Origin of the sequence: Actinoplanes ianthinogenes (assembly GCF_018324205.1) — a bacterium.
Taxonomy (GTDB): Bacteria; Actinomycetota; Actinomycetes; order Mycobacteriales; family Micromonosporaceae; genus Actinoplanes; species Actinoplanes ianthinogenes.
On record NZ_AP023356.1, the window covers coordinates 767,153 to 790,279 of the forward strand.

The window sequence follows — 23,127 nt, forward strand, 5'->3', positions numbered from 1 at the left end:
GGCTGCCGGGCGGTCGCCGCCCTCCGGCGGCACCGGCGTCTCCTGCCCGGCACCGTCGTTCGGCTCTGCCGCCTGCGTCATCAGCTCGCTCCCCCTCCGGCCCCCGGTCCGCCCGAGCGCCGGACCAAGTATTCCCGGCCCACTCAAATCCCCCGACAACCCCACCCTGAGCTGCCCATCTCGCAAGATCGACCGGCGCGGATGCCACCCAGGCCCGGCAGCCCGGCTACTTCCAGGATCCGGAACTTCCCCGCCCGGGCAATCCCGCGGCGGCGTACACCGTTGCCGGCCCGGTCGTCGTTTCGGGGGTTGTCGCCCAATTTGTCGCTGGTCGGCGACACGGCCGGAATGATCCTGACCCATCGGGTCCGGCAGGGCCTCCCGTATTCATGCCACAACCTGGCATGGCCCGCCCGCGCCACCTGACTGATCACCGACGACGGCGCGGGAATCCGACACCGCGATCCTGCGCGGACCGCTGTCCACTGCGGACCCGCTCACCCCGCGAGCAGCGCATCACGCCGGATCTTCGCAACGCGTGAACGCCGCGGTCGACAGCTCGAACCGGCCGACCCCGGCGGTTACATCGCTGTACAGGACCCAGGCACCGTCCGCGGCGGGCGCCGCGTAGTTGACGGTGAGTGCCGCCCGCTCCACCCCGTAGACGGCCGCGGTCAAGCGGGCCGACGCCTCGTGCAGTGCGGCGTCCGGGGAGAACGGCGGGACCGGCTTGATCCGCGTGCCGCCGAACCCCGCGGCGAGCTTCCGCAGCGGCGATTCCTCCGGAAGCTCGCGGGTGAGCCACCACTCCACATCCGGGTGCGGACGCACCCACTCCGCGGCGAGCCGGTCGAAGGCCGCCTCGTCACCGGCCCGCTGGGCGTCGGCCGCCTCGAGGATCCGGGTTCCCGCGCCGGCGAGTGTCCGGCACAACCCGCCCACCGGGACCCGCCCGGCCAGCCGCCCGTGCCTGACCGTCCGGAGCTGGAGCATCGCGTCGAACAGGACCACTGCGGCCTCCGGCGCCGACACGAATTCGGGCGGCAACCGGCGCCTCCGGCGGTTCCGTCTCGGGGTCACCGCGTCCGCGGCCCGGCCCGCCCGGGACAGGTGCCACCGATCGTCGCTGACATACACCGTCGGCTCGGTGCCGGCGAACCGGCTGCGGGCGCCGAACGAGACCCGCTCCTCGGTCACCGCCACCCCCGCGGTGCCCGCGTCGGTGCTGTCGAACGTGAACTCGCGCAGATCACCGACGCTGACGGTGACGGTGGGCGGGACCGCCGGCTCGGCGACCGGGAAGAGCCGTGGCACGGTCATCGCGACATCGGCGGTGAGCCGGTCACCGGCCCGTTCCACGCTGACCGCGGTGACCACGGCCCGGGCCAGGTCGTAGTCGGCGGCCAGCGCCGCCGCGTCGAGTGGCAGCGTCGAGGCGTGCACCAGGTTCCGGTAGTCGCGGTAGTAGGGCACGGAGCGGGGCGGACGGCCGAGCACCTTCGCCAGGTCCGGGCCGACCCGCGAGATCATCCAGGCACGCCGCTCCGCGGAGAAGCCGGCCATCCAGCGCAGGCCGGCGGCTGCCCAGCGATCCCGCAGCCACCGCGTCGGCATCAGCGCCGCCCGGAAGAACGGGAAGGTGTTGTTGTCCCAGATGTCGGCCAGCCGGTAGATCTTGAGGCGGTCGAAGTGGCGCGGGTCGGCGGCCACCGCTGCCATCTCCGCGACGGACTCGTCCAGCACTGCGGCGTACATCGCCATCGCACCGTTCCCGATCATCCCGGCACGGTAGCGACCGGGGACACACCGCGTACGCTAAGCCTATAAAGCCTGTGGGTTTTATGGTTTGATTGGCGGGCCGTCGAACAGCGGGAGTGCAACATGTCGAGCGTCGTCGAAGTCCTGAAGCCCGCCAGTCGGGACACCGCCGCCGACCGGACGGTGGCGGTCATCGGTGGGGGCGCCACCGGGGCGTTGCTGACGCGGGCGCTGATCCGGCGTACCGAAAAGGACGTCGTCCTGATCGCGCCGGACCGCGACCCCGGTCGCGGGGTGGCCTATGGCGCGGCGCGGCCGTGGCACATCCTGAACGCGCGCGCCGGTTCCATGAGCATCTGCCCGGACGACCCGATGCACCTGGTCCGCTGGTCCCGGGACCGGGGCGCGGCGGTCGAGGGCACCGATTTCCTGCCGCGTGCGGACTACGGCGACTACCTGGCCGCGCAGTTCAGCGACACGGTCGCGGTGTCCGCCGGGCGGTTGCGGCACCATGTCGCGACCGCTACCGGCCTGTATGCGGGAGACGACGGCTACGTGATCCGCACCGACTCCGGATCGGTCCGGGCCGGCCAGGTGATCCTGGCCGTCGGCAATCCGCGGGCGGCCCGGCTGCCCGGCATCAGCGAGGCGGCCTACGCGAGCCCCTACCTGATCACGGACCCGTGGGCGGGCTTCTCCGCGCCGGGCTCGCGGACCGGATTTCCGCACCTGGACGCGGACGAGCCGGTGCTGCTGCTGGGGACCGGGCTGACCGCGGTCGACGTGGCGCTGACCCTGGCCGAGGCCGGGCACCGCGGACCGATCGAGGCGATCTCCCGGCGCGGGCTGCTGCCGCTGGCGCATCCGCAGCTGCCGCCGTCGAGCGCGCACCCGGACCTGATCCTGAACAGCGACCTCACGCTGCGGCAACTGCTGCGCCGGGTGCGGGCCGCGATCGCCGGCGGCGCCGACTGGGTCGCGGTGGTCGACACGCTGCGGCACCAGGCGGATCGGCTCTGGGCCGGCTTCTCCGACGGCGACCGGGAGCGTTTCCTGCGGCACGTGGTGCGGTACTGGGACGTGCACCGGCACCGGATGGCGCCGCCGGTCGCCGCCCGGATCGCCGAGCTCCAGGAGCGGGGCACGCTGCGGTTCTCGGCGGGCCGGCTGCGCTCGGTCGAGCCGGACCCGCGCGGCGGGCTGCTGGTCGCGATCGACGGGCGGCCGGAGCGGCGGTATGCCGCGGTGATCTGTTGTACCGGGCCGGGCTCCCTGCCCGGCTCCGCCGATCCGTTCCTGAGCAGCCTGTTCCGCGACGGCCTGGTCCAGCCGGGACCCTACGGCCTCGGCGTCGACAGCGACCCGGACGGCCACATCCGGAACGGGCTGTGGCTGGCCGGCCCGCTGCGCCGCGGGCACCTGTGGGAGGCGACCGCCGTGCCGGAGATCCGCGCCCAGGTCGACCGCCTCGTCACGGCCCTGGCCCAGCAGTATCACCGATAGCTGTGCGGGCCGCCGAGCCGGTCGCTCATGTGCCAGGACTGCAGGTCACCGGTGAGCAGCCCGGCCACCGTGGCGGTGAAGCCGCCCGGGAACGCCTGCCACACCGGCCCCTCCTCGGTGAACAGAACCGGCCACGACTCCGGTGGCACTCCGGGCTTGGCGTGCCAGAGCAGCAGGTCACCGTTCGGCGTGCTGCCCCAGGCGATCAGCCGGTCGCCCGGCTCCAGCCCCTCCGGCCGATCGTCGTCGTCGACGTGGACATGATCCTGCTCGTCCACCAGGTCCGCAGGCGCGCAGATCACCAGGTGGTCGTCGATCGTCGCCGCCCCGAACGTCCCGACGAACTCCTTGTAGTCGGCGGGCAGCGTGACGCCCAGCTGCGCCTCGACCGCCGCCCAGTCCACGTCGACGCCGGACGGGTCCGGGTCGCCCAGGATCGCCGCCAGCCCGGCCGCGCCCGGCTCCGGCAGCGGCCTGTCCGGAATCTCCCGCTCCCCGGTGAGCACCAGGTATTCGTCGTCGCGCAGCAGCTCCCCGCCGCTCCCGGTGACCACGGCATGATCGGCCGAGCACTCCACCACGACCAGGTCGACGACATGCCGCTCCCGGTCACCGTCGTCGCGGATCCGGTCGAACCGCTCGCCGGGGCGTGGCCAGTGCCGCGGGTGGTGCTCCGGACTGCCGGTCAGATGCCAGCCGTCACCGTGGGACCGGGTGGAGTCGACCGCGAAGCCAAGTCGTTCAAGGGGCACGGCTCACTGTAATCAGGGCCAGCCGCACCTCCGCGATGTGGAGCAGTCTCGCGGCGGCCAGGTAACCGAGCGCGCCCACCCCGGCCGCGGCGACGACGGTGAGCAGCGGGATCGCCGTCCCGGAAAGGGTCAGCGCGAGGACGGCGCATCCGGCGCCGGCGGCCGCGGCCAGGGACACCCGCAGGTGAGTACGCATCAGCCGCCGCCCGTCGATCCAGCCGAACCGGCGCCGCAGCACCAGCAGCGTCGCGACCAGCCCGAGCGCGTAGGCGACCGCGTACGACACCGGGATCCCCACCACGATCGACTCGGCCGGCAGCAGGAACCCGGCGACCGCGCACCCGGCGATCCCGGTCGCCGCCACGCCGGCGCTGATCAGGGCGGGTGTGCGGGTGTCCTGGAGCGCGTAGAAGCCGCGTTGCAGAATCGAGTACGCGCTGAACGGCACCAGGGCGAGCCCGAACCCGGCGAGCACCGTGCCGAGCAGCCGCACCGTCCCGGCCGAACTGCTCCCGTGGTCGAACAGCACGGCGGCGATCGGCCGCCCGAGCACCACCATCGCCACCGCGACCGGGGCCAGCACCGCGACCGTGACCCGCACGGCGAGCGACAGGTCGCGGACGATCCGCTGGTGGTCGCGGCGCAGCGCGCTCCGGCTCAATCGGGGCAGCATCGCGGTCATCAGCGACAACGCGATCACGGCGAACGGCACCTGGAAGATCGCAAGAGCGTTCTGGTACGCCGTGACGCCGCCCGGACCGCTCAGCGACGCCACCCGGGTCGCCGCGGCCAGCAGCGCCTGCGCGCCCAGCACGGAGAGCAGCACCCACCCGGCCAGCCCGGCGATCCGCCGGATCGCGATCCCCCGCGGGTCGAGGTGCAACCGGATCGGGAACCCGGACCGGGCCAGTGCCCACACGACCAGCGCCGTCTGCGCGAACACCCCGGCGGTGGTGCCGATCGCGAGCAGCGGGAAGCTGCGGGTCAGCATGAAGAGGAGCCCGACCCCGATCACGACGAGACTGTTCAGCAGGGGCGCCCAGGCGGGCGCCGCGAACCGTCCCCGGATGGTGAGGATCGCGCCGGCGGTCGCGCTGACCCCGTAGAACAGGATCTGCGGCAGGAAGTAGCGGCTGAACACCACCGCGAGCTCCCGCTGCCCGGCGCTGAACCCGGGCGCGTAGAGATCGACCAGCCACGGCGCCACCAGCAACGCCAGAACGGTGATCGCGCCCAGCCCGTAGACCAGCAGCGACAGCAGCCGCTGCGTGTACCGCACACCGTGATCGGGATCGGTCAGCGCGGCCCGGGTGAGCAGCGGCACGACGACGCTGGCCATCGCCCCGCCGATGAGCAGCTCGTAGACCGCGTTGGGCAGCGTGTTCGCCACGTTGTAGGCGTCCAGCAGCCGGGTCCCGAGCCCGAGCGCCGCGGTGAGCACGAGCACCCGGACGAACCCCGCCACCCGCGACGCGAGGGTGGCCAGCGCCATCCGCTTGCCCGCCGGTCCGATCGTCGCCATGACGCCCTTCCTATCCCATCCCCGCCAGCCCGGCCCCTCAGCCGTGCGCCACCATCCTGCGCCGGGGGTGTGACAGAAACAGGTCAGCGCAGCTGGGCGAGGATCTCCTCGGTGGTCAGCACGTCGCCGAAACGCGGCAGGACCACCGACAGGGCGTGGGTGTGCTCCGCCGCCGTCATCCCGCTCATCGCGTCCGACGCGAAGACCACCTCGAAGCCCAGGTCCGCGGCGGCCCGGGCGGTCGACTCCACGCCCATCGTCGTCGCGATGCCGGCCATCACCACCGTGTCCACGCCCCGCTCCCGCAACCGCTCCGCCAGCCCGGTCCCGTAGAACGCGCCGATGGTCCGCTTCACGATCGGGATGTCACCCGCCTGCGGCTCGAACTCCGGGACGAAACCGCTGCCCGGCGGCTGCTCGGCGACATGCGGCCGCTCCACCCGGACCGGCACGACCACGCCGCCGGCGGCGCGGAACGCGGTCGCGAGCGCCACCGACCGGGCCACCACGTCCGCGCCCTTGAACGGTCCCATGTCCTGCGACACGATGCGCGGCATCAGGTCGATCACGATGAGGGCGGAACCGGCGGCGGCGATCGTCATGGCCGGAGCCTGTCACATCCGGCGGCGCGGTGGTGTCCCCGCGCCGTGACCTGTGAGGTTGTGCCGGCACCACCGATCGGCGACGCTGGTGGTGCGATGAGGACGAAACGCACCAGCCTGGGCACACTGCTGCACCACGTGCACGTCAGCGGGCCGCTGTCCCGGGCCGCCCTGGCCGAACGGATGGGCGTCAACCGCAGCACCATCCTCGCCCTCACCGCCGAGCTCGCCGCGGCGGGCCTGGTCCGTGAGGAGCAGCCGACCGGCACCACCGGCGCCGGCCGCCCGTCGCTGGTGGTCCGCCCCGAGTCGGAACGGTTCTGGGTGCTGGCCTTCGACGTGGCGGTGGACCGCCTGGTCGCCGCCCGGGTCGGACTCGGCGGCCCGATCCTGGCCCGGATCGAGACCGATCGGCCCCGCGCCGGCGTCGACCTGGACCTGGTGGTCGGCCGGCTCGCCGCACTGGGCCGGGAGCTGGTCGACGCCGCCCCGCCGGACAGCACCTGCGCCGGTGTCGGCGCCTCCTACTGCGGCATGATCCGTCCCGGTGACGGCATGGTGCGCTACGGTCCCGAGCTCGGCTGGGTCGACCAGGCCTTCGGCACCGAGCTGGCGAAAGCGCTGGACATCGGGCACCCGGTCGCGGTCGGCAACGAGGCGCACCTGGGCGCGCTGGCCGAGCACCAGCGCGGCGCCGGCACCGGCGTGGCCGACCTGATCTACCTGCACGGCGACGTCGGGGTGGGCGGCGGCATCCTGGTCGGCGGCAGGTTGCTCGGCGGCGACAGCGGATACGGCTGCGAAGTCGGGCACATGCTGGTCAACCCGTTCGACGGCCGTCCCTGCCTGTGCGGCTCCCGTGGCTGCCTGGAGGCCGAGACCGGCGAGTACGCGCTGCTGGACGCCGCCGGCCGCGGCGACGGCCCGGTCGGGGCCGCCGCCGTCCGCGCGGTCGTCACCGACGCCCTGGCCGGTGATCCGGCCGCGTCCAGGGCGGTGGCCGAGGTCGGTGACTGGCTCGGCATCGGCGTCGCCAACCTGATCAACCTGTTCAACCCGGGAGCGGTCATCTTCGGCGGCATGCTGCGCGACGTCTATCGGGCCGCCGCCCCGCAGGTCGCGGCCCGCATCGCGCAGCACGCCATGCCGGTCTCCCGGGAACGCGCCGACCTGCGCCTGTCCGCGTTCGCCGACGACACCACGCTGATCGGCGCCGCCGAGCTCGGGTTCGCCGGCCTGCTGGCCGACCCGTCAGGCGACCGCGGTCCCCTCTAGCTCGACGAGCTGGCCGGGGATCGCCAGCCGGGTCACCCCGAGCATCGTGGTGGCCGGGGCCACCCCGGCGGCGCCCAGCCGTCCCGCCAGCACGCCGTAATGCGGGAACAACCGGTCGACGTCGGTGGTGTAGACGGTGAGCCGGACCAGGTTCGCCAGGGACATGCCGGCCGCGGCGAGCACCGCCTCCAGGTTGTCGAGGCTCAGCGTCAGCTGGGCGCCGAGGTCGCCGTCGTGCTGCGGCTTGCCGTCCGGGTCCATCGCGGTCTGCCCGGAGCAGTACAGGGTCCGGGTCCCGCCGGTGACCAGCTCACCCTGGTTGAAGCCGAGCTCGGCCGACCAGGCCCACGGGTTGATCGCGGTGCGTTCCACTGTCATCTCACTCCACCTTCTGTCGTCTTCCTGCGCGGCGATCCTGGCAACGAATCACGACATCCGATGTCAGGTATTCCGCTAGGCTTCGGCGATGCGCGCCGATCGGCTGGTCTCGCTCGTGCTGTTGCTCCGCCAGCGGGGCCGGATGACCGCGGACGCGCTGGCCCGGGAGCTGGAGGTGTCCACCCGGACCGTGCTGCGCGACATCGAGGCGCTGTCGGCGGCCGGGGTGCCGGTCTACGCCGACCGGGGGCGGCACGGTGGGTTCGGGCTGCTGCCCGGGTTCCGGACCGAGCTGACCGGGCTGAACCGTGACGAGGCCCTGGCGTTGCTGACGGCCGGATCGGGGTTCGGTCTCGGGCCGGCGCTCGCCTCGGCTCGGTTGAAGGTGGCCGACGCGCTGCCCGAGAGCCATCGGGCGACCGCGAGGTTTCTGGTCGAGCCGGAGACCGATCTGCTCTCCCGGCGAGCGGTCGCCGAGGAGTTGCCCGGTGCGGTGATGGCCGAGGTGCGGCGGGCGGTGCTCGGCGGGCATCGGCTGCGGATTCATTACGCGGCCGGTGGCGAGAGTGCGCGGTGGCGGACGGTGGATCCGATCGGGCTGGTCACCGTGCGCGGGCGGGGATATCTGCTGGCCACGCGAGGTGGGCAGGACCGAACCTATCGGCTGTCCCGGGTGCTGGCCGCTGCGGCGCTGCCCGAGCCCGCCCAACGGCCCGACCGGGTCGACCTGGACCGGATCTGGGCGGAGCGGCGGGACCGGTTTCTCGCCGAGGGGCATCTCGCGGTGCTGGTCAGGGTCCATCCCGCGCGGCGGGAGGAGCTGCTGACGAACGCGGTGGCGGTGCGCGCCGAGGAGCCGGAGCCGGATGCCGACGGCTGGCTGCGCCTGGAGGTCACCTTTCAGGACTCCTGGCACGCCGAGTGGGCGTTGTGGCAGCTCGGCGCGAATGCTGAGGCGCTGTCGCCGCCGTCGTTGCGCACTGCTCTGGGCCGGCGGGCCGCCGCCCTCGCCGCCCGATACGGCGTGGCGTCGCCTCCCAGCGTTTTTTGTCAGACCCCCGGAGCAGGATGACGGAGGTCGGGTGAGGCGGGAGGTCGTGCGGTGGCGTTGCGGGTGGATCTGACCTTCGACTGCGTGCGGGCGGAGGAGTTGGCGGGGTTCTGGAGGGTCGCGCTGGGTTATGTGGACGAGTCGCCTCCGGCGCCGTTCGCGACCCGGGAGGAGTGGGTGGCCTCGTTCGGGGAGCCGGCGGAGGACGAGGGCGGGGGCGCCTGGTTGCAGGATCCGGACGGTGCCGGGCCGCGGCTGGTGTTCCTGGAGGTGCCGGAGCCGAAGGTGGCGAAAAATCGGCTGCACATCGACGTCCGGGTGGGCAAGCACGGCGAGCCGTGGCCGCGGATCCTGGCAAAGGTCGAGGAGTTGCGGGCGATCGGTGGGCGGGTGCTGACGAGCTTCGACGGGCATCACGTGGTGATGGCCGACCCGGAGGGAAACGAGTTCTGCGTGGCGGCGTGAAAATCAGTGCGCGAACGGAAGCACAGGTCGGCCACCACCGCCGAGGACCTGGCCCAGGTGACCCCGCGGGACGACAATGTGTTCGGCGCCGGCGGCGGCCCCGCCCAGCGCCCCACCCTGATCATGGGTGGGGAACGGCCCGGCCCCTCGGCCATTCCCCACCCACTCACCTCCGATGAGCCGGCCGGTAGGCGCCGTGCGCGCCCCGCGCACCCGGCGCCGGCCCGCGAGTCGCCACGAACAGGACCAGGCCGGCCACGACCAGCCCCAGCCCGATCAGCACGACGACACCCGCCGCCTGCCCGGTCACCGGGAACGCTCCCGGGGGTCTCTGATGTCCGGGCACGGCCGGCTTGGACGGCTTCGGCGCCGGCTTCTTCGCCGGCACCGCCACGGTCGACGGGGCGTCCGCCGTCACGTTGTCCGCGTCCGGGTCGACCAGATCCCCGGCGATCTTCGCCTCGAACGTCTGCTTCCCGGCCGCGATCTGCTTCCTGGTCAGGTGGTAGACCGCCGACCGGCAGATCGTCGACGCCTTCGGCGCCAGCCGGGTCGCCTCACAGGTCACGGCGGCCGGCAGCCCGGTCACCCGGACGTTGATCAGCGTGACGTTCCCGGTGTTGGTCACCACGATCGTGGAGATGACGTCGTCCCCGGGCCCGAACTGCCCGTCGCTGTCGGTGTCCGCCCAGACCGCGGTCTGCCCGCCGCTCAGCTTCGGGGTCGGTGCGGCCAGCGGCACCGTGGTGCTGTCCGGTTTGGACGCCACCTTCTGCCCCGACCCCGGCACCACCCCGCGCGCAACCGCCTTGTCCACGATCGGTGTCGCCGCGTCCACGTCCGCCTGGGTCACCCGGTACGCCGCCACCGCCTTGCAGTTCGTCGCCTCCCCGGGCGCCAGCCGCACGCTGTCACAGGCGACCGTCCCGCCCCGGGCGTGATCGACCGTGACGTCGCCGACCGTGACGTTCCCGCCGTTGTGCACGACGTACGTGTACTTCAGCAGGTCACCCGTGGTTACCCCGGAATTGCCGGAGCCCGCGGAAACGGTCAGCTCGACGTCCAGCGCCGGCTGCCCCGCCACCACCGCGACCGTCCCGCTGAACGGCCCGAAGCTGTGCTCCCCGTCCGGCGCCCGGCCGGCCACCGACACCTTGGTCGTGATCGGCTGCCCCCGGTCCACCTCCTGCTGGGTGACCACGCGCCGCTCGTCCGTGGTACAGGTCATCGCCTCCCGCACCGTCAGCCCGGTCTGCGGGCAGACGATGGTCCCGGGCCCGCTGACCGCCACGTCGCCGATCGTCTGGTTGCCGTTGTTGACCACCCGATACGTCCAGGTCACCGTGTCACCGGCGACCGGGCCGGCCTGGTGCTCGGCCGGGGTCACCCGGCCGATCGCCTGCGCGTCCAGCGACGGTGCGCCGACCACGACCGGCACCCGGGTGGCGGCCGGGCCGAACTCCTGGACCGGCCCGTTGCCGGCCCGCCCGCTCACCTTGGCGGTGCTGGTCAGCGGGTACCCGGCGTCGATGTCCGCCTGCCGCACGGTGTATCCGGCCGAGACGCAGGTCATCGTCCCGCCGGGCGACAGGATCGAGGCCGGGCAGGTGGCCTGGCCGGTCCGGCTGTCGGTGACGGTCACCGTACGCATGCTGAGCGTGCCGGCGTTGGTCACCAGGAAGCCGAACGCGACGATGTCGCCCTCCTCGACCGCGGTGGTGTGCGCCGACGGCGTGACCAGGGTGGCGCCGGTGGTGATGGTCAGCACGGGGCTGCCGATCCCCATCGGCACGCTGACCGCCGTGGTGGCGTACGTGCTGGCACTCGCCTCCCCCGGCGCGCGGGCGGTGACCCGGGTGGTCGCCGCGATCGCCACCCCGGTGTCGTAGTCGTCCTGGCTGACCTGGTACACGACACCCCCGGTGCAGATGGCCGTGCCCCCGACCGGCAGCGTGACCATGTCGCAGCCGGCCGTCCCGGTCAGCGTGTCACTGACCACGCCCAGCCGCATGGTCACGTTGCCGGTGTTGCGGACCCGGTGGGTGAGCGCGATCGTGTCGCCGGGCTCCAGCGCCGCGGCGTGCCCGACCGGCGTCACCTGCGCGGTGGTCGTCACGGTCAGCGCCGGCCCGGAGCCCACCACCGGGACCGGGACCGAGCTCTCCGCGCTGACCGGCAGGTGACCGGGCGCGACGCTCCGCGCGTCCACGATCGCGTCGTTGAGCACCGGCACGCCGGCGTCGATGTCGCCCTGCACCACGGTGTACGGCGCGGACGACGTGCAGACCAGGGTGCCGCCCTCGGCGATCACCGACGCCGGGCAGTTGACCGAGGTGATGTTCGAGTCGGTCACGCTGACCGTGTCCAGTCCGACGTTGCCCAGGTTACGGATCGTGTACTGGTAACTGATCGTGTCGTTGACCCGGACCGGCGAGCTGGAGCCGGTCCGCACCACCGTGATGTCCAGCGCGGGCGCGGCCGCGGCCACCGCCACCGAGCTGACCGGCGAGGCGAAACTGCCCACCGGGTTGGCCGACGTGGCCGTGGCCGTGTTGGTGATCGGCGTCCCGGCGTCGATGTCCGACTGCTGCACCTGATATCCGGGGCTCGGCGTGTGGTCGCAGGTCATCGACGCCCCGATGGCCAGGTTGGCCGGAGGAGGGCAGGCGATGGTGTTGCCCCTGGTGTCGGTGAGCATGATGCCGTTCATCGGCACGTTGCCGTTGTTGGTGACGTCGTAGGTGTACGCGATCGTGTCGTTCTTGGCGGCCGCGTTCTGCCGGCTGGCGGTGCTGACGGTCGGGGTGAGCACCACCGACAGCGAGGCGTGCGGCACGGCGACCGGCACGCTGTAACTGAGCTGGGCATAGGTGGCCGGGAGCACGGTGCTGGTGTTCAGCGCCTGCGCGGTGACCGTGTCGGTGATCGGGGTGTTCGCCAGCACCTCGGTGGCGGTCACCGAGAAGACCGAGCCGGTGCAGGTCGCGACCGCGCCGACCGCCACGCTCGTCGGCGCGCAGGTGGACGAGCCGCTCAGGTTCCCGCTGAGGGTCAGTGAGGTCATCGGCAGGTTGCCGGTGTTGCGCACCTCGTAGGTGTACGGGATCGTCGCGCCCACCCCGGCCGGGGACGCCGACGGAGTCGTGGTGGAGACGATGCTCAGTGCGGGTGCGGCCGGAGCGGCGGTGACCCCGGCGGTCGCGGTGTTGTTGGCCGGGTCCGGGTCGGTGCCGTCGGCGGCGATGATCCGGGTGCTGTTGTTCAGCGTGCCGCTGCCCAGCGCCGTGCCGTGCAGCGTCAGCACCCCGCCGGGCGCGCCACCGGGAGTGATCCGCTGGATCGTCCAGCTCTGCGTGGTGGTGTCGAAGGTGCCGTTGGTAGCCGTCCCGGAGGTGATGCTGAGACCGGCGTCCGGGCTCTCCCGCAGCACGACGTTGGTGCCGTCGGACGGACCGTGGTTGATCACCCGGGCTTCGAAGTCCACCTCCTCGGACTGCACGATCGAGGTGCTGCTGGTGACGACCTTGACGACCTCCAGGTCGGCGTGCTGCTCCACGGCGGCCGTGGTGGTCACGCTGTCGTTGGCGCCGTCCGGGTCCGGGGTGCTCGACGAGACGGTCGCGGCGCGGCTGTAGACCGTGCTGCTGTACCCGGTGGCCAGTTGCACCCCGGCGAAGGTGATCTGCCAGGTCGCCGAGGTGGCCAGCGTCGCCAGGTTGCAGACGTAACTACCGCCGTCCGGGGTGGATCCGCCGACCACGGTGCCCTGGAAGGTGCAGCTGCCGCCGCCCGTGGTGCTGGTCGTCGGAACCGGCCAGCCGGCCGGGACCGCCTGGCGCAGCACCACGCCCTCCGACCGGGTCTGCCCGTTGTTGGTGACCCGGACGACGCCGGTGACATTTTGCCCGGCGACCAGCGGGTCGCCGGGAACGGTGCTGTTGCTCAGCGTCTGGGTGACCGACAGGTCGGACCGCAGGAGCACGGTGAAGTTGATCGTGTCGGTGTCGTTGGCCGCGTTGTTGTCGGTGGTCGGCGAGATGACCGTGGTGCTGGCGAACCCGGGGCCCGCGGCCGCGTTCGGGCCGAGCGTGGCGGTGCCGGAGAGCGGGATGCTGGCGCCGGCCGGCAGGGTGCCGACGGTGCAGACCGTCGGGGTGCAGAACGGCGGGTTGCGCGCGATGGTGACGCCGGGCGGGGTCACCGTGGCGAAGGTGACGTTGGTGGCGTCCGACGGGCCGTAGTTGGTGACCGTCAGCGTGTAGGTCACGGTGTCCCCGGCATACGCGCTGAGCTGGCTCAATCCCAGCCTCACCCCGACGTCGGCCACCGCGGTGCCGGCCGACTGCACGGAGAAGTTGTTGTTCGCCGCCGACGGGTCCGGGGTGCTGGAGGTGATCGAGACCGCGTTGTTGACCGCGCCGCCGCCGGACGCCTTCAACGTCATGTTGATGGTGACCGTCGTGGTGGCCCCGGGCAGCATGTCGGCCAGCTGGCACTCCAGGGAGCCGATCGCGTTGACCGCGCAGGTGCCGCCGGCGGCGCTGGTGTACGTCGCGGTGGCCAGCGGGATCACGTCGGTGAGCACCAGGCTGCGGGCCATCGACGGGCCGGCGTTGGTGACCGTGGCGGTGTAGGTGATCGGCGAGCCGGCCACCCCCGGCGTGTTGGTCATGGTCACCCCGACGTCGGCGACGGTGGCCACCGCGGCGCTGACCGAGGCCGCGTTGTCCGCCTGGTTCACCTCGTACGTCGCACTGCTCACCGCCGAGGTCAGCGTCGCCTGCGCCCCGGGTGTCGCCTGCGGTATGAGGTCCCCGCTGACCGTCATCACCCCGCTCGCCCCGGACGCCATGCTCGCCAGGTCGCAGCGCGCGTTCTGCCCGGTGATCGTGCACGTGGCCCCGGGCATGGTCGCCCCGACGTTCACGATGCCGAACGGGACCACCGCGGTGACCTGCACGGCCGCGGCGGTGCTCGGCCCGGCGTTGGTGACCGTCAGGGCGGTGGTGGCGGGCCGCCCGGCCACCACCCCGCCGGGTCCGACCGCGGCGCTGATCCGCAGGTCCGCCGCCGCCGCGACGGCGGTCGTGGCGGTGCTGCCGGTCGAGGTGATCCGGGACCCGGAGATCGGCTCGGTGTAGGTCGCCTCGCCCACGTCGCCGAGCGTCGTCTCGGCCGCCGCGGTGGTCACCTTCACCTGGTACGAGAACGACCGCGCCTCCCCCACCGGGATGGTCCCGCCGGCGCTGCCACCGGCCCCGGTCCCGGCTCGGACCCGCACCGTGCGTGTGGCCGCGTCGTACTCCCCGGTGTCGCCGTCGGCCGCGTCGCTGACCGTGGTGCTGCTGGACCCGGTGATCGACCGGATCGACCCGGGGACGAACGTGGTGCCCGGCGGCAGCGGGTTGCTGAGCACGGTCTGCTGGGCCGGGTTGCCGCCCCGGTTCTCGGCGTTGACCGTGTAGGTCAGGGTGTCCCCGGCGTTCGCGGTGGCCGCGCTGACCGCGGTGCTGGTCAGCAGGCACGCCGCGGTGCCGAACGAGATGCCGTCCAGGAAGTTGCCGTACGTCGGCTTGTTCTGCGCCGCCGAGACCGACTCGAACGCGAACCGGGTCATGGTCTGCCCGGGCGGCACCGTGTAGTTGAGCGACGACACGCCCCACGCGGTGTTCGCGTCGGAGATCGGGCCGCCCTGCTGGACCAGCGTGCCACCGGCCGGACCGATCTTGACGGCCATCACGTCGGTACCGAGCCGGCCCCGGTGCTTGAGCTCCCAGCGCATCGTCTGGCCCGGCGTGGTCGCCACGTCCTGGTACAGCGTCGAGACGTAGTTCGCGTTCAGCTCGACGAACTGCACCCCGGAGCCGGCGTTGAAGTTCTGCCGCACCTCGTGCCACAACTCGAACACGTGGTCCGGCGCGGTGGTCTTCCAGCCCGGCATGTCCGGTCCCTCGTTGATCAGCGACATCGAGTTGGCCGCGATCGCCGGGGCCTCGAAGTCGCCGTTGATCAGACTCACCGGTGCGGAACAGGTGCTCTGCGCCGCCCTGGCCGGCTGCTGCCGGGCCGGCGCGAACACCAGCAGGCAGCACAGGGCCAGCAGGAGCGGCACCAGCAGGTGGTGAGTGCAGCGACGGAGGACCACGAAACCACAACCTAGCGGCGATATCCGAACCCTTCTCGCCTTTCCGTCAGATCATCCGATCTTCACCACACGTGCCCATTCCGGCGGGCACGGCACGGTATGGTCCAGGTCCTCGCGGACCCTGCGCCGGAACAGGCCGACCACCGTCCGGCACGGCGGCGGCGAGCCGGGCCACGGCGTCCACCCGTCGGTCAGCGCCACGATCACGTCCGGCCGGGTCCGCAGCGCGCTGGCGAACCCGGCCCGCAGGTCGGTCCCGCCGCCGCCGATCAGGGGAATCCCCTCGCCCCGGCAGATCGGCACGGCCACCCCGGCCGCCGCGTCGCAGGACACCACGCCGAGCAGCTCGCGCCGCCCGCCCACGGCCCGCCCGATCGCCGCCACCTCCAGCAGCGCGATCCCGAGCTCCTCGTCGCTGACCGACCCCGAGGTGTCGATCACGACGCAGACGCGAGGGGGGTTGCGACGCAGGGCGGGCAGCACGACGCGCGGCAGCGCCGCGCCCCTCCGGGCCGGTTTACGGTACGTGTAATCGTCGCCCGCCCCGGCCGAAGCCGACGCCGCCCGCACCGCCGCACCCAGCAGCTCCCGCCACGGCTGCGGTGGGTGAAACGCCTCCTCGGCCCACCGCCGCCACCCCCGCGGCGCGTCACCGGGCCGCCCGTTGATCGCCTGCGCCACCCGAAACCGGACCGCGTCCCGCTCGTGCTCGGTCAGCCCGTGCGCCCCGTCCGGGCCGAGGTCCCACGGCCGCTCGCCGCCGTCCGCCCCGCTCCCGCAGTCCAGCCAGGCGTACCCGTCGGTGAACGGCCCGAGCCGGAACCTCGGCAGGTAGTCCTCCATCAGCTCGTTCGGCGGCAGTCGCAGGGTCGCCGGATGCACCGCGCCGGCCGGGAAGCGCAGCCCGTCGCCGTACACGTCGTCGTTGATCTCGCAGTCCGCCGCGATGTTCAGCATCAGCCGCACCCCGGGACCGGTCAGCTCGTGTCTGGCGACATAACGATCGCCGCGCCCGTGATGGTCACGCAGCAGGTGCGACACCTCGTGCACCCAGACCCCGGCCAGCTCCTCCATCGGCGTGCGCGCCACGAAGTCCGGCGACACGTAACACCGCCAGTACCGGTCCACCGCCATCGTCGGGGTCCGCGGCGACGCCACCACGTGCAGCGCGAACAGGGCCGACGCCAGGTAGGGCCGGGCCCGCACCGCGAACAGCCGGGCCGCGTACAGCTTCTCGGTGTCCAGCCTCTCGGCGCTCCCGCTCATGCCGCCCGCCGCGCCACGTGCATCGCTCCGGCCAGCCGTTCCAGCCCGGCCGGCAGCGGCCAGTCGTCGCGGCGCAGCTCGGCCAGGTTCCCGGCGGGCACCACGACCAGGTCCGGTGCGCCACCGTCCAGCGCCCGGACCAGGATCATCCAGGCCGCTTCCCACCGCGCCCGGTCCGCGTTCCGCCGGACCGCTTCGACCACCCCTTCCAGTACGACCTGCCGCAGGTCCCCCCGCTCCGGCAGCGCCGCCGCACCCGGATCGGCGAGCAGCTCCTCCGGATCGGGCAGCTCCATCCGATCCAGCAGCGCCAGCAGCTCCAGCCCGGGACCGTCCCCGACCACGCCCCGGACCAGCATCGACAGCACCTCCCGCGAGGTGCCCGCCGCCGTCGCGAACGCGATCATCCGCACCGCCATGTCCCAGGTCCGCGGCGAAGGCCAGGCTCCGCCCCGCTGGGTCTCCGACTTCGGCAGCTGGTGCACCAGCTTGGGCCGCGCGGTCAGCAGCTCACACACCGCCCGCCGCCCGTGGGCCACCGCCTCGGTCAGCCGCCCCGGGTCGAGCCGCGGCAGCGTCGTCCGCGGCCAGGTCCCGCCCAGCCCCCGCACCACCACGTCGTGCTCGTAGGTCCACCGGAGATGCACGAACCGGTTCGCCAGCGGCGCGCTCAGCTCCCACCCGTCGGCCGCCGAGCCCCGCGGGTTGGCCGCCGCGACGATCCGTACCCCGGGCGGCAGCGTCAGCGCACCGACCCGGCGTTCCAGCACCAGCCGCAGCAGGGCGGCCTGCACCGCCGGCGGCGCGGTCGACAACTCGTCGAGGAAGAGCAGCCCACGCCCCGCCTCGGCGAGCCGTACCGCCCAGTCCGGCGGCGCCATCGGGACCCCGTGCACCGCCGGATCGGCGCCGATCACCGGCAGGCCGGAGAAGTCGGTGGGCTCGTGCACGCTCGCGATCACCGTGGTCAGCGGCAGGTCGAGCGACTCGGCGAGCTGGTGGAGCGCGGCCGTCTTGCCGATCCCCGGCTCACCCCAGAGCAACACCGGCAGGTCCGCCGCGACGGCCAGCGTGAGCGCCTCCAACTGCGCGTTGGGCCGCTCCTCGGTCGTCGTGTCAGCAAGCAGTCCCAGCAGTTCAGCAGCGATGTCAAGCGTCATTCAGTAGATCACCTTTGTGGTAGTGGTCGTTCGGAGCCGGCGCGGCAGCTCCCTGCGCCGCGGCGGCGGTTGAACAGTCGGCGCGGTCCGGTACCGCTCGTAGGTCCCGTGCCGCCGCTCGATGCGAACCAGCTCGTCCCGCAACGGCCCGTCCCGCAGCACGGCACCCGGCCCGAGCAGCCCCTCCACCGCCGCCAGCGCCCCGGCGAGGTCCCCGTGGTCGAGGCGAGCCCGGATGTCCGCCAGGCTCTCCGGCCGGCGCGTCGACTGCTCGATCACCCGCAGACACGCCACCGGCGGACCGCCGAAGGCCACCAGGATCTCCTCGCGCACCAGCTCGTCCGCGTCATGGTCGAGGGCGGACAGCACCCCGTCGACCAGGCCGATCCGATGCTGCCTCCCCCGGCACTCGACCAGCCGCACCCCGTCCGCGACCCCGGGCGCCTCGGGGCCGGAGCGCCCGTGCCCGGGTGCCAGGGACGCGGCGACCAACGGGTGCAGCTGTCCGGCATCGATCAGGCCAGCGCGCAGCAGTTCGAGGTCCGGCAGCAGCCAGGTGGCCGCGTCCGGCAGGATCAGCGCGTCCGGTTCCACGGAACGTCGCGCGACGCCGTGGTGACCGGCGCCCGGGCCGCCCGGTGACGGCGACGCGGTCAGCTCACGGTGATCACGGGCGGTCAGGCGTACGAAAACCGGGTCGTCCTCCCGGCCCTCGGCGAACCGCAGGATGTCCGCCTCGGCCGCCCACCGATGGAGGGCGCAGCCGTCCATCTCGTCCGGTGACAAGCCCGTCGCCGCACCCGACGGCCAGGTCAGCGCGCCGGCACGGTCGGCCAGTTCCGCGGTGCGGCGGGCGTCCCAGAGGTGGCGATGCAGGTCGAGGCGGAACCGGCGATGCGGGCGCGGGTGCGGATGCCGGCCGTCAGCGGTGCCGTCCCCGAGCGCGAGAGAGATCCGCTGGTCGGCGTCGGCCCAGCCGGGAGCGGTCCGGGCGACCAGGTGCAGCCGCGGCCCGTATCGGGCCAGCGACACGGTCAGACCGGGCCGCAGCAGACCGGAATCCACTCGCGGGAAGTGCCAGCGAAGCAGATCCGGCACAAGATTCCGCAGGTCAGCGCGAATCTCAGCGGCCAGCTCGCGGCCGTGACGGCGACCGATCGCCCGCGGATCCAGTTCCGGATCGACGCGCGCCGCGGCGCACGCCCCGGCCCAGTCACCGGCCCGCAGCCGGGCGGCAGTCGACTCGATCATGGTGGGCGGCACGGCGAACTCGCGCACGCGCCGCCAGGCGAGGAGACGGGGATGACCGTCCAGGAGGGAGCGCATCAGCACTCACTTCTGGTGGGCATGTCCCCCTTCCCGGATTCCGAGGTAAGCATCGCCGGGCAGCCTAACCGGTCGCCGCCACCCCGTCATCCACTTTCTGTACTACCGTGCCCGATGTGCTGCCCGACGACCAGGCCCCGGCCCGCCTCTCCGCCCCAGCCAGCGATCGGCTGCGGATCGTCATCGGTCACGCCGCCGACGGCACGCCGGTCCGGCTGGACCTCAAGGAGGCCGTGGACGGCGGCATGGGACCGCACGGCCTGATCGCCGGGGACGGCACCGCCGGCCTGCTGCGCACGACGCTGCTCGGGCTGGCCGCCGCGCACACCGCGGACGAGGTCACGTTCGTGCTGCTGGACGCGGGGACGGCGGCGTTCGACGGGCTGGATCGGCTACCGCACACGGCCGTGTCGCTCGACGCCTCGCGCCCGGACCTCGTCCCCCGCTTGATCGAAGTCCTCGAGGGCGAGTCGTCACGCCGCAAGCGCCTGCTGGTGGCGGCCGGTTGCACCAGTCACAGCGGGTACCTGCGCAAGACCGCGAACCAGCCACCGATGCCCGCGCTGCTCCTGCTCTGCCACGACCTCCCCGCCCTGCTCACCGCACACCCCGGCCTGCTCGACACCCTCCGCCGCCTCGGCTGGCTGGGCCGCGCCCGCGGCATCCACCTGCTGCTGACCGTCCCCGCCGGCCCGAACCCGCACGTCCCGGCCGACCCGGAGCTGCACGGCCTGGCCGGCTACCTCTCCTACCGGATCGCCCTCCCGCACGCCCCCGGCTTCGTCCTCGACTCCCCCACCACCAACGCGATCACTCCCGGTCACGGCCTCCTCCGCCTCGGCACCGACCAGGCCCTCCCCTTCACCCTGGCCACCGCCACACCGGCCGGCACCGCCCTCGACCACCTCGGCTCCGGCCGCCCGCCCACCCATCGCATCTGGCTGCCGCCGCTCGACGAGGCCCCGGCCCTCGACGAGCTCGCCGGACCGGTCGTGTCCGATCCCGATCACGGTCTCGTGTTCGCCGACCGCACCCTGCACGGCGCGTTGCAGGTGCCGGTCGCGGTGCTCGACAAGCCCCGGGAACACCGCCGGGACACCGTCTGGCTGCCGATCGCCGGGCACGTCGCGGTGGTCGGCGGTCACGGCAGCGGCAAATCCACCATCTTGCGTACGATCATCGCGGCCCTGGCCCTCTCGCACACCGCCCCGGCAGTCCGCGTCCTCGTCCCCGAGTCTCTGGACACCGTCCACCGGCAGCTACCCGTCGTCCACGGCGTCCTCGGCCCCACCACCGCCGACGACGCGCTGAGAAACGACCTCTACGCCGCCCTGGACCTCCCGCGCGGCGACACCGTCGTCATCATCGACGACTGGCCCGAGTTCTGGGCCACCCGGCCGGCCTGGCACGAGCTCCTGCTGGACATCGCCCGGCGAGGCTCCGGCCGCGGCGTGCACCTGATCGTCACCGCCGGCCGCTGGTCCGATTTCGATCCCCGTGTCACGGACCATTTCGGATCTCGGCTGGAGCTGCGGCTCACCGACCCGGCCGAGTCCGCGATCAGCCCCGGCGCGGCCGCCACGATCCCACCCACCCGTCCCGGCCGAGGCATCGTCCCCGCTCCCGGCCACCCGGGCCGGGCGCTGCACTTCGTGGCCACCCGCCCCGAGCTGGCCACCGTCCCGCACGCCGCCCTGCTCGCCGCACTGGCCACCGACCACTGCGCGGAGTGCGGTTTCACGTATCGGACGGTCGCCCCCGCCGACCTGCCCGCCCGGCTGCGCACCGCCGGCGCCTCTTTCGCCGCAGCCCTGCTCGCCAGCCCCGACCTGCGCCGACGCCCGGAACCCGACGTCTGGTCCCCGCTGGAGTACACCTGCCACGTCCGCGACGTGCTCCAGGTCCAACGCGAACGCCTACTCCTGGCCCTGTCCTGCGACAACCCGGACTTCCCCCCGATGGGCCGCGACGAACGAGTCGTCACCGACGCGTACAACGCCCAGGATCCGCACACCGTCCTGACCGCGCTGGACCGGGCCGCCGAAGCGCTGGCCGCCGCGTTCGCGGCATTACCCCCGTCCGGTTTCGAACGCCCCGGAACCTACCCCTGGCCCACCCCCACGACCCGCACCATGCTCTGGCTGGGCCGCCACACGGTCCACGAGCTCGTCCACCACCTGTACGACATCACCCGCCGGACGGCAGCCTGACCCCGATCCCTCTCGCGCAGTCAGAGGTCCGAATCCCGCCAGACCCACGACCGCCGCCGGCCGCAGGATGAAGCCATGACCATCGAGGTACATGCCATCCCGGCGGCGGCGCTGGAGCAGGCCCGGGCGGACGCCGCCGGCACCGCCGGTCCCGGCTTCGCCCGGACGGTCGCGGACGGTGGGGAGCCGCTGCGCTGCTGCCTGCGGGACGCCCGGCCGGGCGAGGAACTGCTGCTGTTCACGTACGAGCCACCGCTGCCCGCCAGTCCGTACCGGGAGGTCGGGGCCGTGTTCGCGCATGCCGCACGGTGCGCCGGGCCCGATCCGGCGGGCGCGGGCGGCGTCCACCCGGCCGCGTGGCGCGGCCGGCCGCAGGTGCTGCGGGCCTACGACGAGCGCGGCTGGATCCATCCGGCCACGAGGGTGCACGACGGCTCGGATCCGGACCGGGCGCTCGCCGAGGTCTTCGCCGACCCGGCGGTGGTGCAGGTGCACAGCCGCAATGTCGCCTACGGCTGCTTCATGTTCGTAGCGACCCGCAGCTCACGATGAGATATCGAACGGACGACCAGTTATCGCGCGACTAGGTGACGCACGACTATAGTGCAGGCGTGCCGCAATATCTCATGGGAGCCGGCGAGATCGCCAAACGGCTCGGGCTCAGCCGCCAGCGTGTTCAGCAACTCTCCGAGCGCCCCGACTGGCCCAAGCCCTATGACTTCCTCGCCATGGGCCGCGTCTGGCTGAAAGTCGACATCGAGGCGTGGATCGCACGCCAGCGCACCCAGGACACCGCACCGGACACCGACTTCATTCAAGATCAGTCGACCGGCTGAGTTTCTCCCAGCCGGTCAGCTCACTCCTCAGCCGTTCCTGATGGGCGGCGATGGCGTCCACCGCATCGCCGCCCAGAGCCAGGCGCAACGGCGGCGCCGGGTGATCGAGAGCGGTCAGGATCGCCGCGGCGGCCTTGGCCGGATCACCCGGCTGGCTGCCGTCCATCGCGTCGACCGCGGCCCGCGTCGGCCCGACCGTGCCGGCGTACGCGTCGAGCGCCGCCGACCGGTGCATCCGGCTCCCGCCGAACTCGGTGCGGAACGCGCCCGGTTCCACGATCAGCACGCGCACGCCGAGCGGCCCGACCTCGGCCGCCAGCGCCTCGGAGAGCCCCTCCAGGGCGAATTTCGCCGCGCAGTACGCGCCGAATCCCGGCATGCTGAGCTGCCCGCCCATCGAACTGATCTGCACGATCGCGCCGCTGCCCTGAGCGCGCAGGTGCGGCAGCGCCGCCTTGGTCACCTCGACCGCGCCGAAGAACATCACGTCCAGCAGCTCCCGCAGCTCGGCCATGGTCATCTCCTCGACCGCGCCGACGCTGCCGTTGCCGGCGTTGTTCACCACCACGTCGATCCTGCCGAACTCGGCGACGGTCCGCTCCACGGCCGCTGCCACCTGAGCGCTGTCGGTGACGTCGAGCGGCGCGGTCCGCAGCCGCTCACCGCCGGCCGCGACCAGCTCGCCCAGCCGGCGCGGATCCCGCGCGGTGGCCATCACCCGGTCCCCGGCGGCGAGCGCGGCCAGCGCCAGCTCCCGCCCGAACCCCGCCGAACATCCGGTGATCAGCCACACCCGTTGCGTCTGCTGCTTCGTCATGCCTCAACTCTGTCCGCCCGGCGGGGACGGCGGCCAACACCGGTTACCGGTCGCGGTTACA

The 23,127-nt window shown here is 73.1% G+C and carries 17 protein-coding genes; 7 read left to right on the top strand and 10 right to left on the bottom strand.

The window, feature by feature from the left end; all coding sequences use genetic code 11:
* Window positions 1–516: 516 nt before the first annotated feature.
* Entirely contained in the window at window positions 517–1,779 is a 1,263-nt protein-coding gene (locus Aiant_RS03575; protein ID WP_189330922.1) for a hypothetical protein, read from the bottom strand.
* Between the two features lie 102 nt (window positions 1,780–1,881).
* Here Aiant_RS03575 and Aiant_RS03580 point away from each other — a divergent pair, with 102 nt between their 5' ends.
* Window positions 1,882–3,261 carry an FAD/NAD(P)-binding protein gene (locus tag Aiant_RS03580; RefSeq protein ID WP_189330923.1) on the top strand — a complete coding sequence of 460 codons (1,380 nt, stop codon included), beginning with the start codon at window positions 1,882–1,884 and terminating at the stop codon, window positions 3,259–3,261.
* On the opposite strand, the gene Aiant_RS03585 is transcribed toward Aiant_RS03580, so the two are convergent.
* From Aiant_RS03585 to Aiant_RS03595, 3 genes are all read right to left on the bottom strand, one after another.
* A complete protein-coding gene (locus Aiant_RS03585; RefSeq protein ID WP_229830056.1) occupies window positions 3,252–4,013 on the bottom strand; it encodes an SMI1/KNR4 family protein in 762 nt (253 codons plus the stop codon). The genes Aiant_RS03580 and Aiant_RS03585 overlap by 10 nt on opposite strands.
* The gene (gene murJ / locus Aiant_RS03590; RefSeq protein WP_189331260.1) at window positions 4,003–5,505 is read right to left on the bottom strand and encodes a murein biosynthesis integral membrane protein MurJ; all 1,503 of its coding nucleotides are present in this window, start codon (window positions 5,503–5,505) and stop codon (window positions 4,003–4,005) included. The genes Aiant_RS03585 and murJ overlap by 11 nt, the downstream gene beginning before the upstream one ends.
* A 113-nt stretch (window positions 5,506–5,618) precedes the next feature.
* Window positions 5,619–6,137: an isochorismatase family protein gene (locus tag Aiant_RS03595; RefSeq protein ID WP_189330924.1), complete on the bottom strand. Its 519-nt coding sequence runs from the start codon at window positions 6,135–6,137 to the stop codon at window positions 5,619–5,621.
* Window positions 6,138–6,233: 96 nt separating this feature from the next.
* Between Aiant_RS03595 and Aiant_RS03600 the strand changes: the two genes are divergently transcribed.
* The gene (locus Aiant_RS03600) at window positions 6,234–7,412 is read left to right on the top strand and encodes an ROK family protein (RefSeq protein ID WP_189330925.1); all 1,179 of its coding nucleotides are present in this window, start codon (window positions 6,234–6,236) and stop codon (window positions 7,410–7,412) included.
* On the opposite strand, the gene Aiant_RS03605 is transcribed toward Aiant_RS03600, so the two are convergent.
* Window positions 7,389–7,790, bottom strand: coding sequence for a RidA family protein (locus tag Aiant_RS03605; RefSeq protein ID WP_212846944.1), 402 nt, complete (start codon window positions 7,788–7,790; stop codon window positions 7,389–7,391). The genes Aiant_RS03600 and Aiant_RS03605 overlap by 24 nt on opposite strands.
* A gap of 88 nt (window positions 7,791–7,878) precedes the next feature.
* Here Aiant_RS03605 and Aiant_RS03610 point away from each other — a divergent pair, with 88 nt between their 5' ends.
* Complete coding sequence (locus tag Aiant_RS03610) at window positions 7,879–8,862, top strand: helix-turn-helix transcriptional regulator (RefSeq protein ID WP_189330926.1); 984 nt, start codon at window positions 7,879–7,881, stop codon at window positions 8,860–8,862.
* Window positions 8,863–8,892: 30 nt separating this feature from the next.
* Window positions 8,893–9,306 carry a VOC family protein gene (locus Aiant_RS03615; protein WP_189330927.1) on the top strand — a complete coding sequence of 138 codons (414 nt, stop codon included), beginning with the start codon at window positions 8,893–8,895 and terminating at the stop codon, window positions 9,304–9,306.
* 166 nt (window positions 9,307–9,472) lie between these two features.
* Here the strand turns inward: Aiant_RS03615 and Aiant_RS03620 are convergent, their stop codons facing one another.
* From Aiant_RS03620 to Aiant_RS03635, 4 genes are read right to left on the bottom strand one after another with little or no spacing between them, the layout of a single operon-like run.
* The gene (locus Aiant_RS03620; protein ID WP_189330928.1) at window positions 9,473–15,451 is read right to left on the bottom strand and encodes a DUF7507 domain-containing protein; all 5,979 of its coding nucleotides are present in this window, start codon (window positions 15,449–15,451) and stop codon (window positions 9,473–9,475) included.
* A 51-nt stretch (window positions 15,452–15,502) separates the two neighbouring features.
* Window positions 15,503–16,717 (bottom strand): vWA domain-containing protein, encoded by a 1,215-nt coding sequence (locus Aiant_RS03625; RefSeq protein WP_189330929.1) that lies wholly within the window; start codon window positions 16,715–16,717, stop codon window positions 15,503–15,505.
* Complete coding sequence (locus Aiant_RS03630) at window positions 16,714–17,877, bottom strand: AAA family ATPase (RefSeq protein WP_189330930.1); 1,164 nt, start codon at window positions 17,875–17,877, stop codon at window positions 16,714–16,716. The genes Aiant_RS03625 and Aiant_RS03630 overlap by 4 nt, the downstream gene beginning before the upstream one ends.
* On the bottom strand, window positions 17,878–19,203 hold the full coding sequence (locus tag Aiant_RS03635; RefSeq protein ID WP_189330931.1) for a hypothetical protein: 1,326 nt from the start codon (window positions 19,201–19,203) through the stop codon (window positions 17,878–17,880).
* A 107-nt stretch (window positions 19,204–19,310) separates the two neighbouring features.
* On the opposite strand from Aiant_RS03635, the gene Aiant_RS03640 reads away from it, so the two are divergent.
* From Aiant_RS03640 to Aiant_RS03650, 3 genes are all read left to right on the top strand, one after another.
* Window positions 19,311–21,413: an FtsK/SpoIIIE domain-containing protein gene (locus tag Aiant_RS03640; protein WP_189330932.1), complete on the top strand. Its 2,103-nt coding sequence runs from the start codon at window positions 19,311–19,313 to the stop codon at window positions 21,411–21,413.
* 75 nt (window positions 21,414–21,488) lie between these two features.
* A complete protein-coding gene (locus tag Aiant_RS03645; protein ID WP_189330933.1) occupies window positions 21,489–21,965 on the top strand; it encodes a DUF1203 domain-containing protein in 477 nt (158 codons plus the stop codon).
* A gap of 59 nt (window positions 21,966–22,024) precedes the next feature.
* Window positions 22,025–22,249 (top strand): helix-turn-helix transcriptional regulator, encoded by a 225-nt coding sequence (locus Aiant_RS03650; RefSeq protein ID WP_306415822.1) that lies wholly within the window; start codon window positions 22,025–22,027, stop codon window positions 22,247–22,249.
* Here Aiant_RS03650 and Aiant_RS03655 read toward each other — a convergent pair.
* Entirely contained in the window at window positions 22,224–23,066 is an 843-nt protein-coding gene (locus Aiant_RS03655) for an oxidoreductase (RefSeq protein WP_189330934.1), read from the bottom strand. The two genes, Aiant_RS03650 and Aiant_RS03655, sit on opposite strands and share 26 nt — an antisense overlap.
* Between the last annotated feature and the right edge of the window lie 61 nt (window positions 23,067–23,127).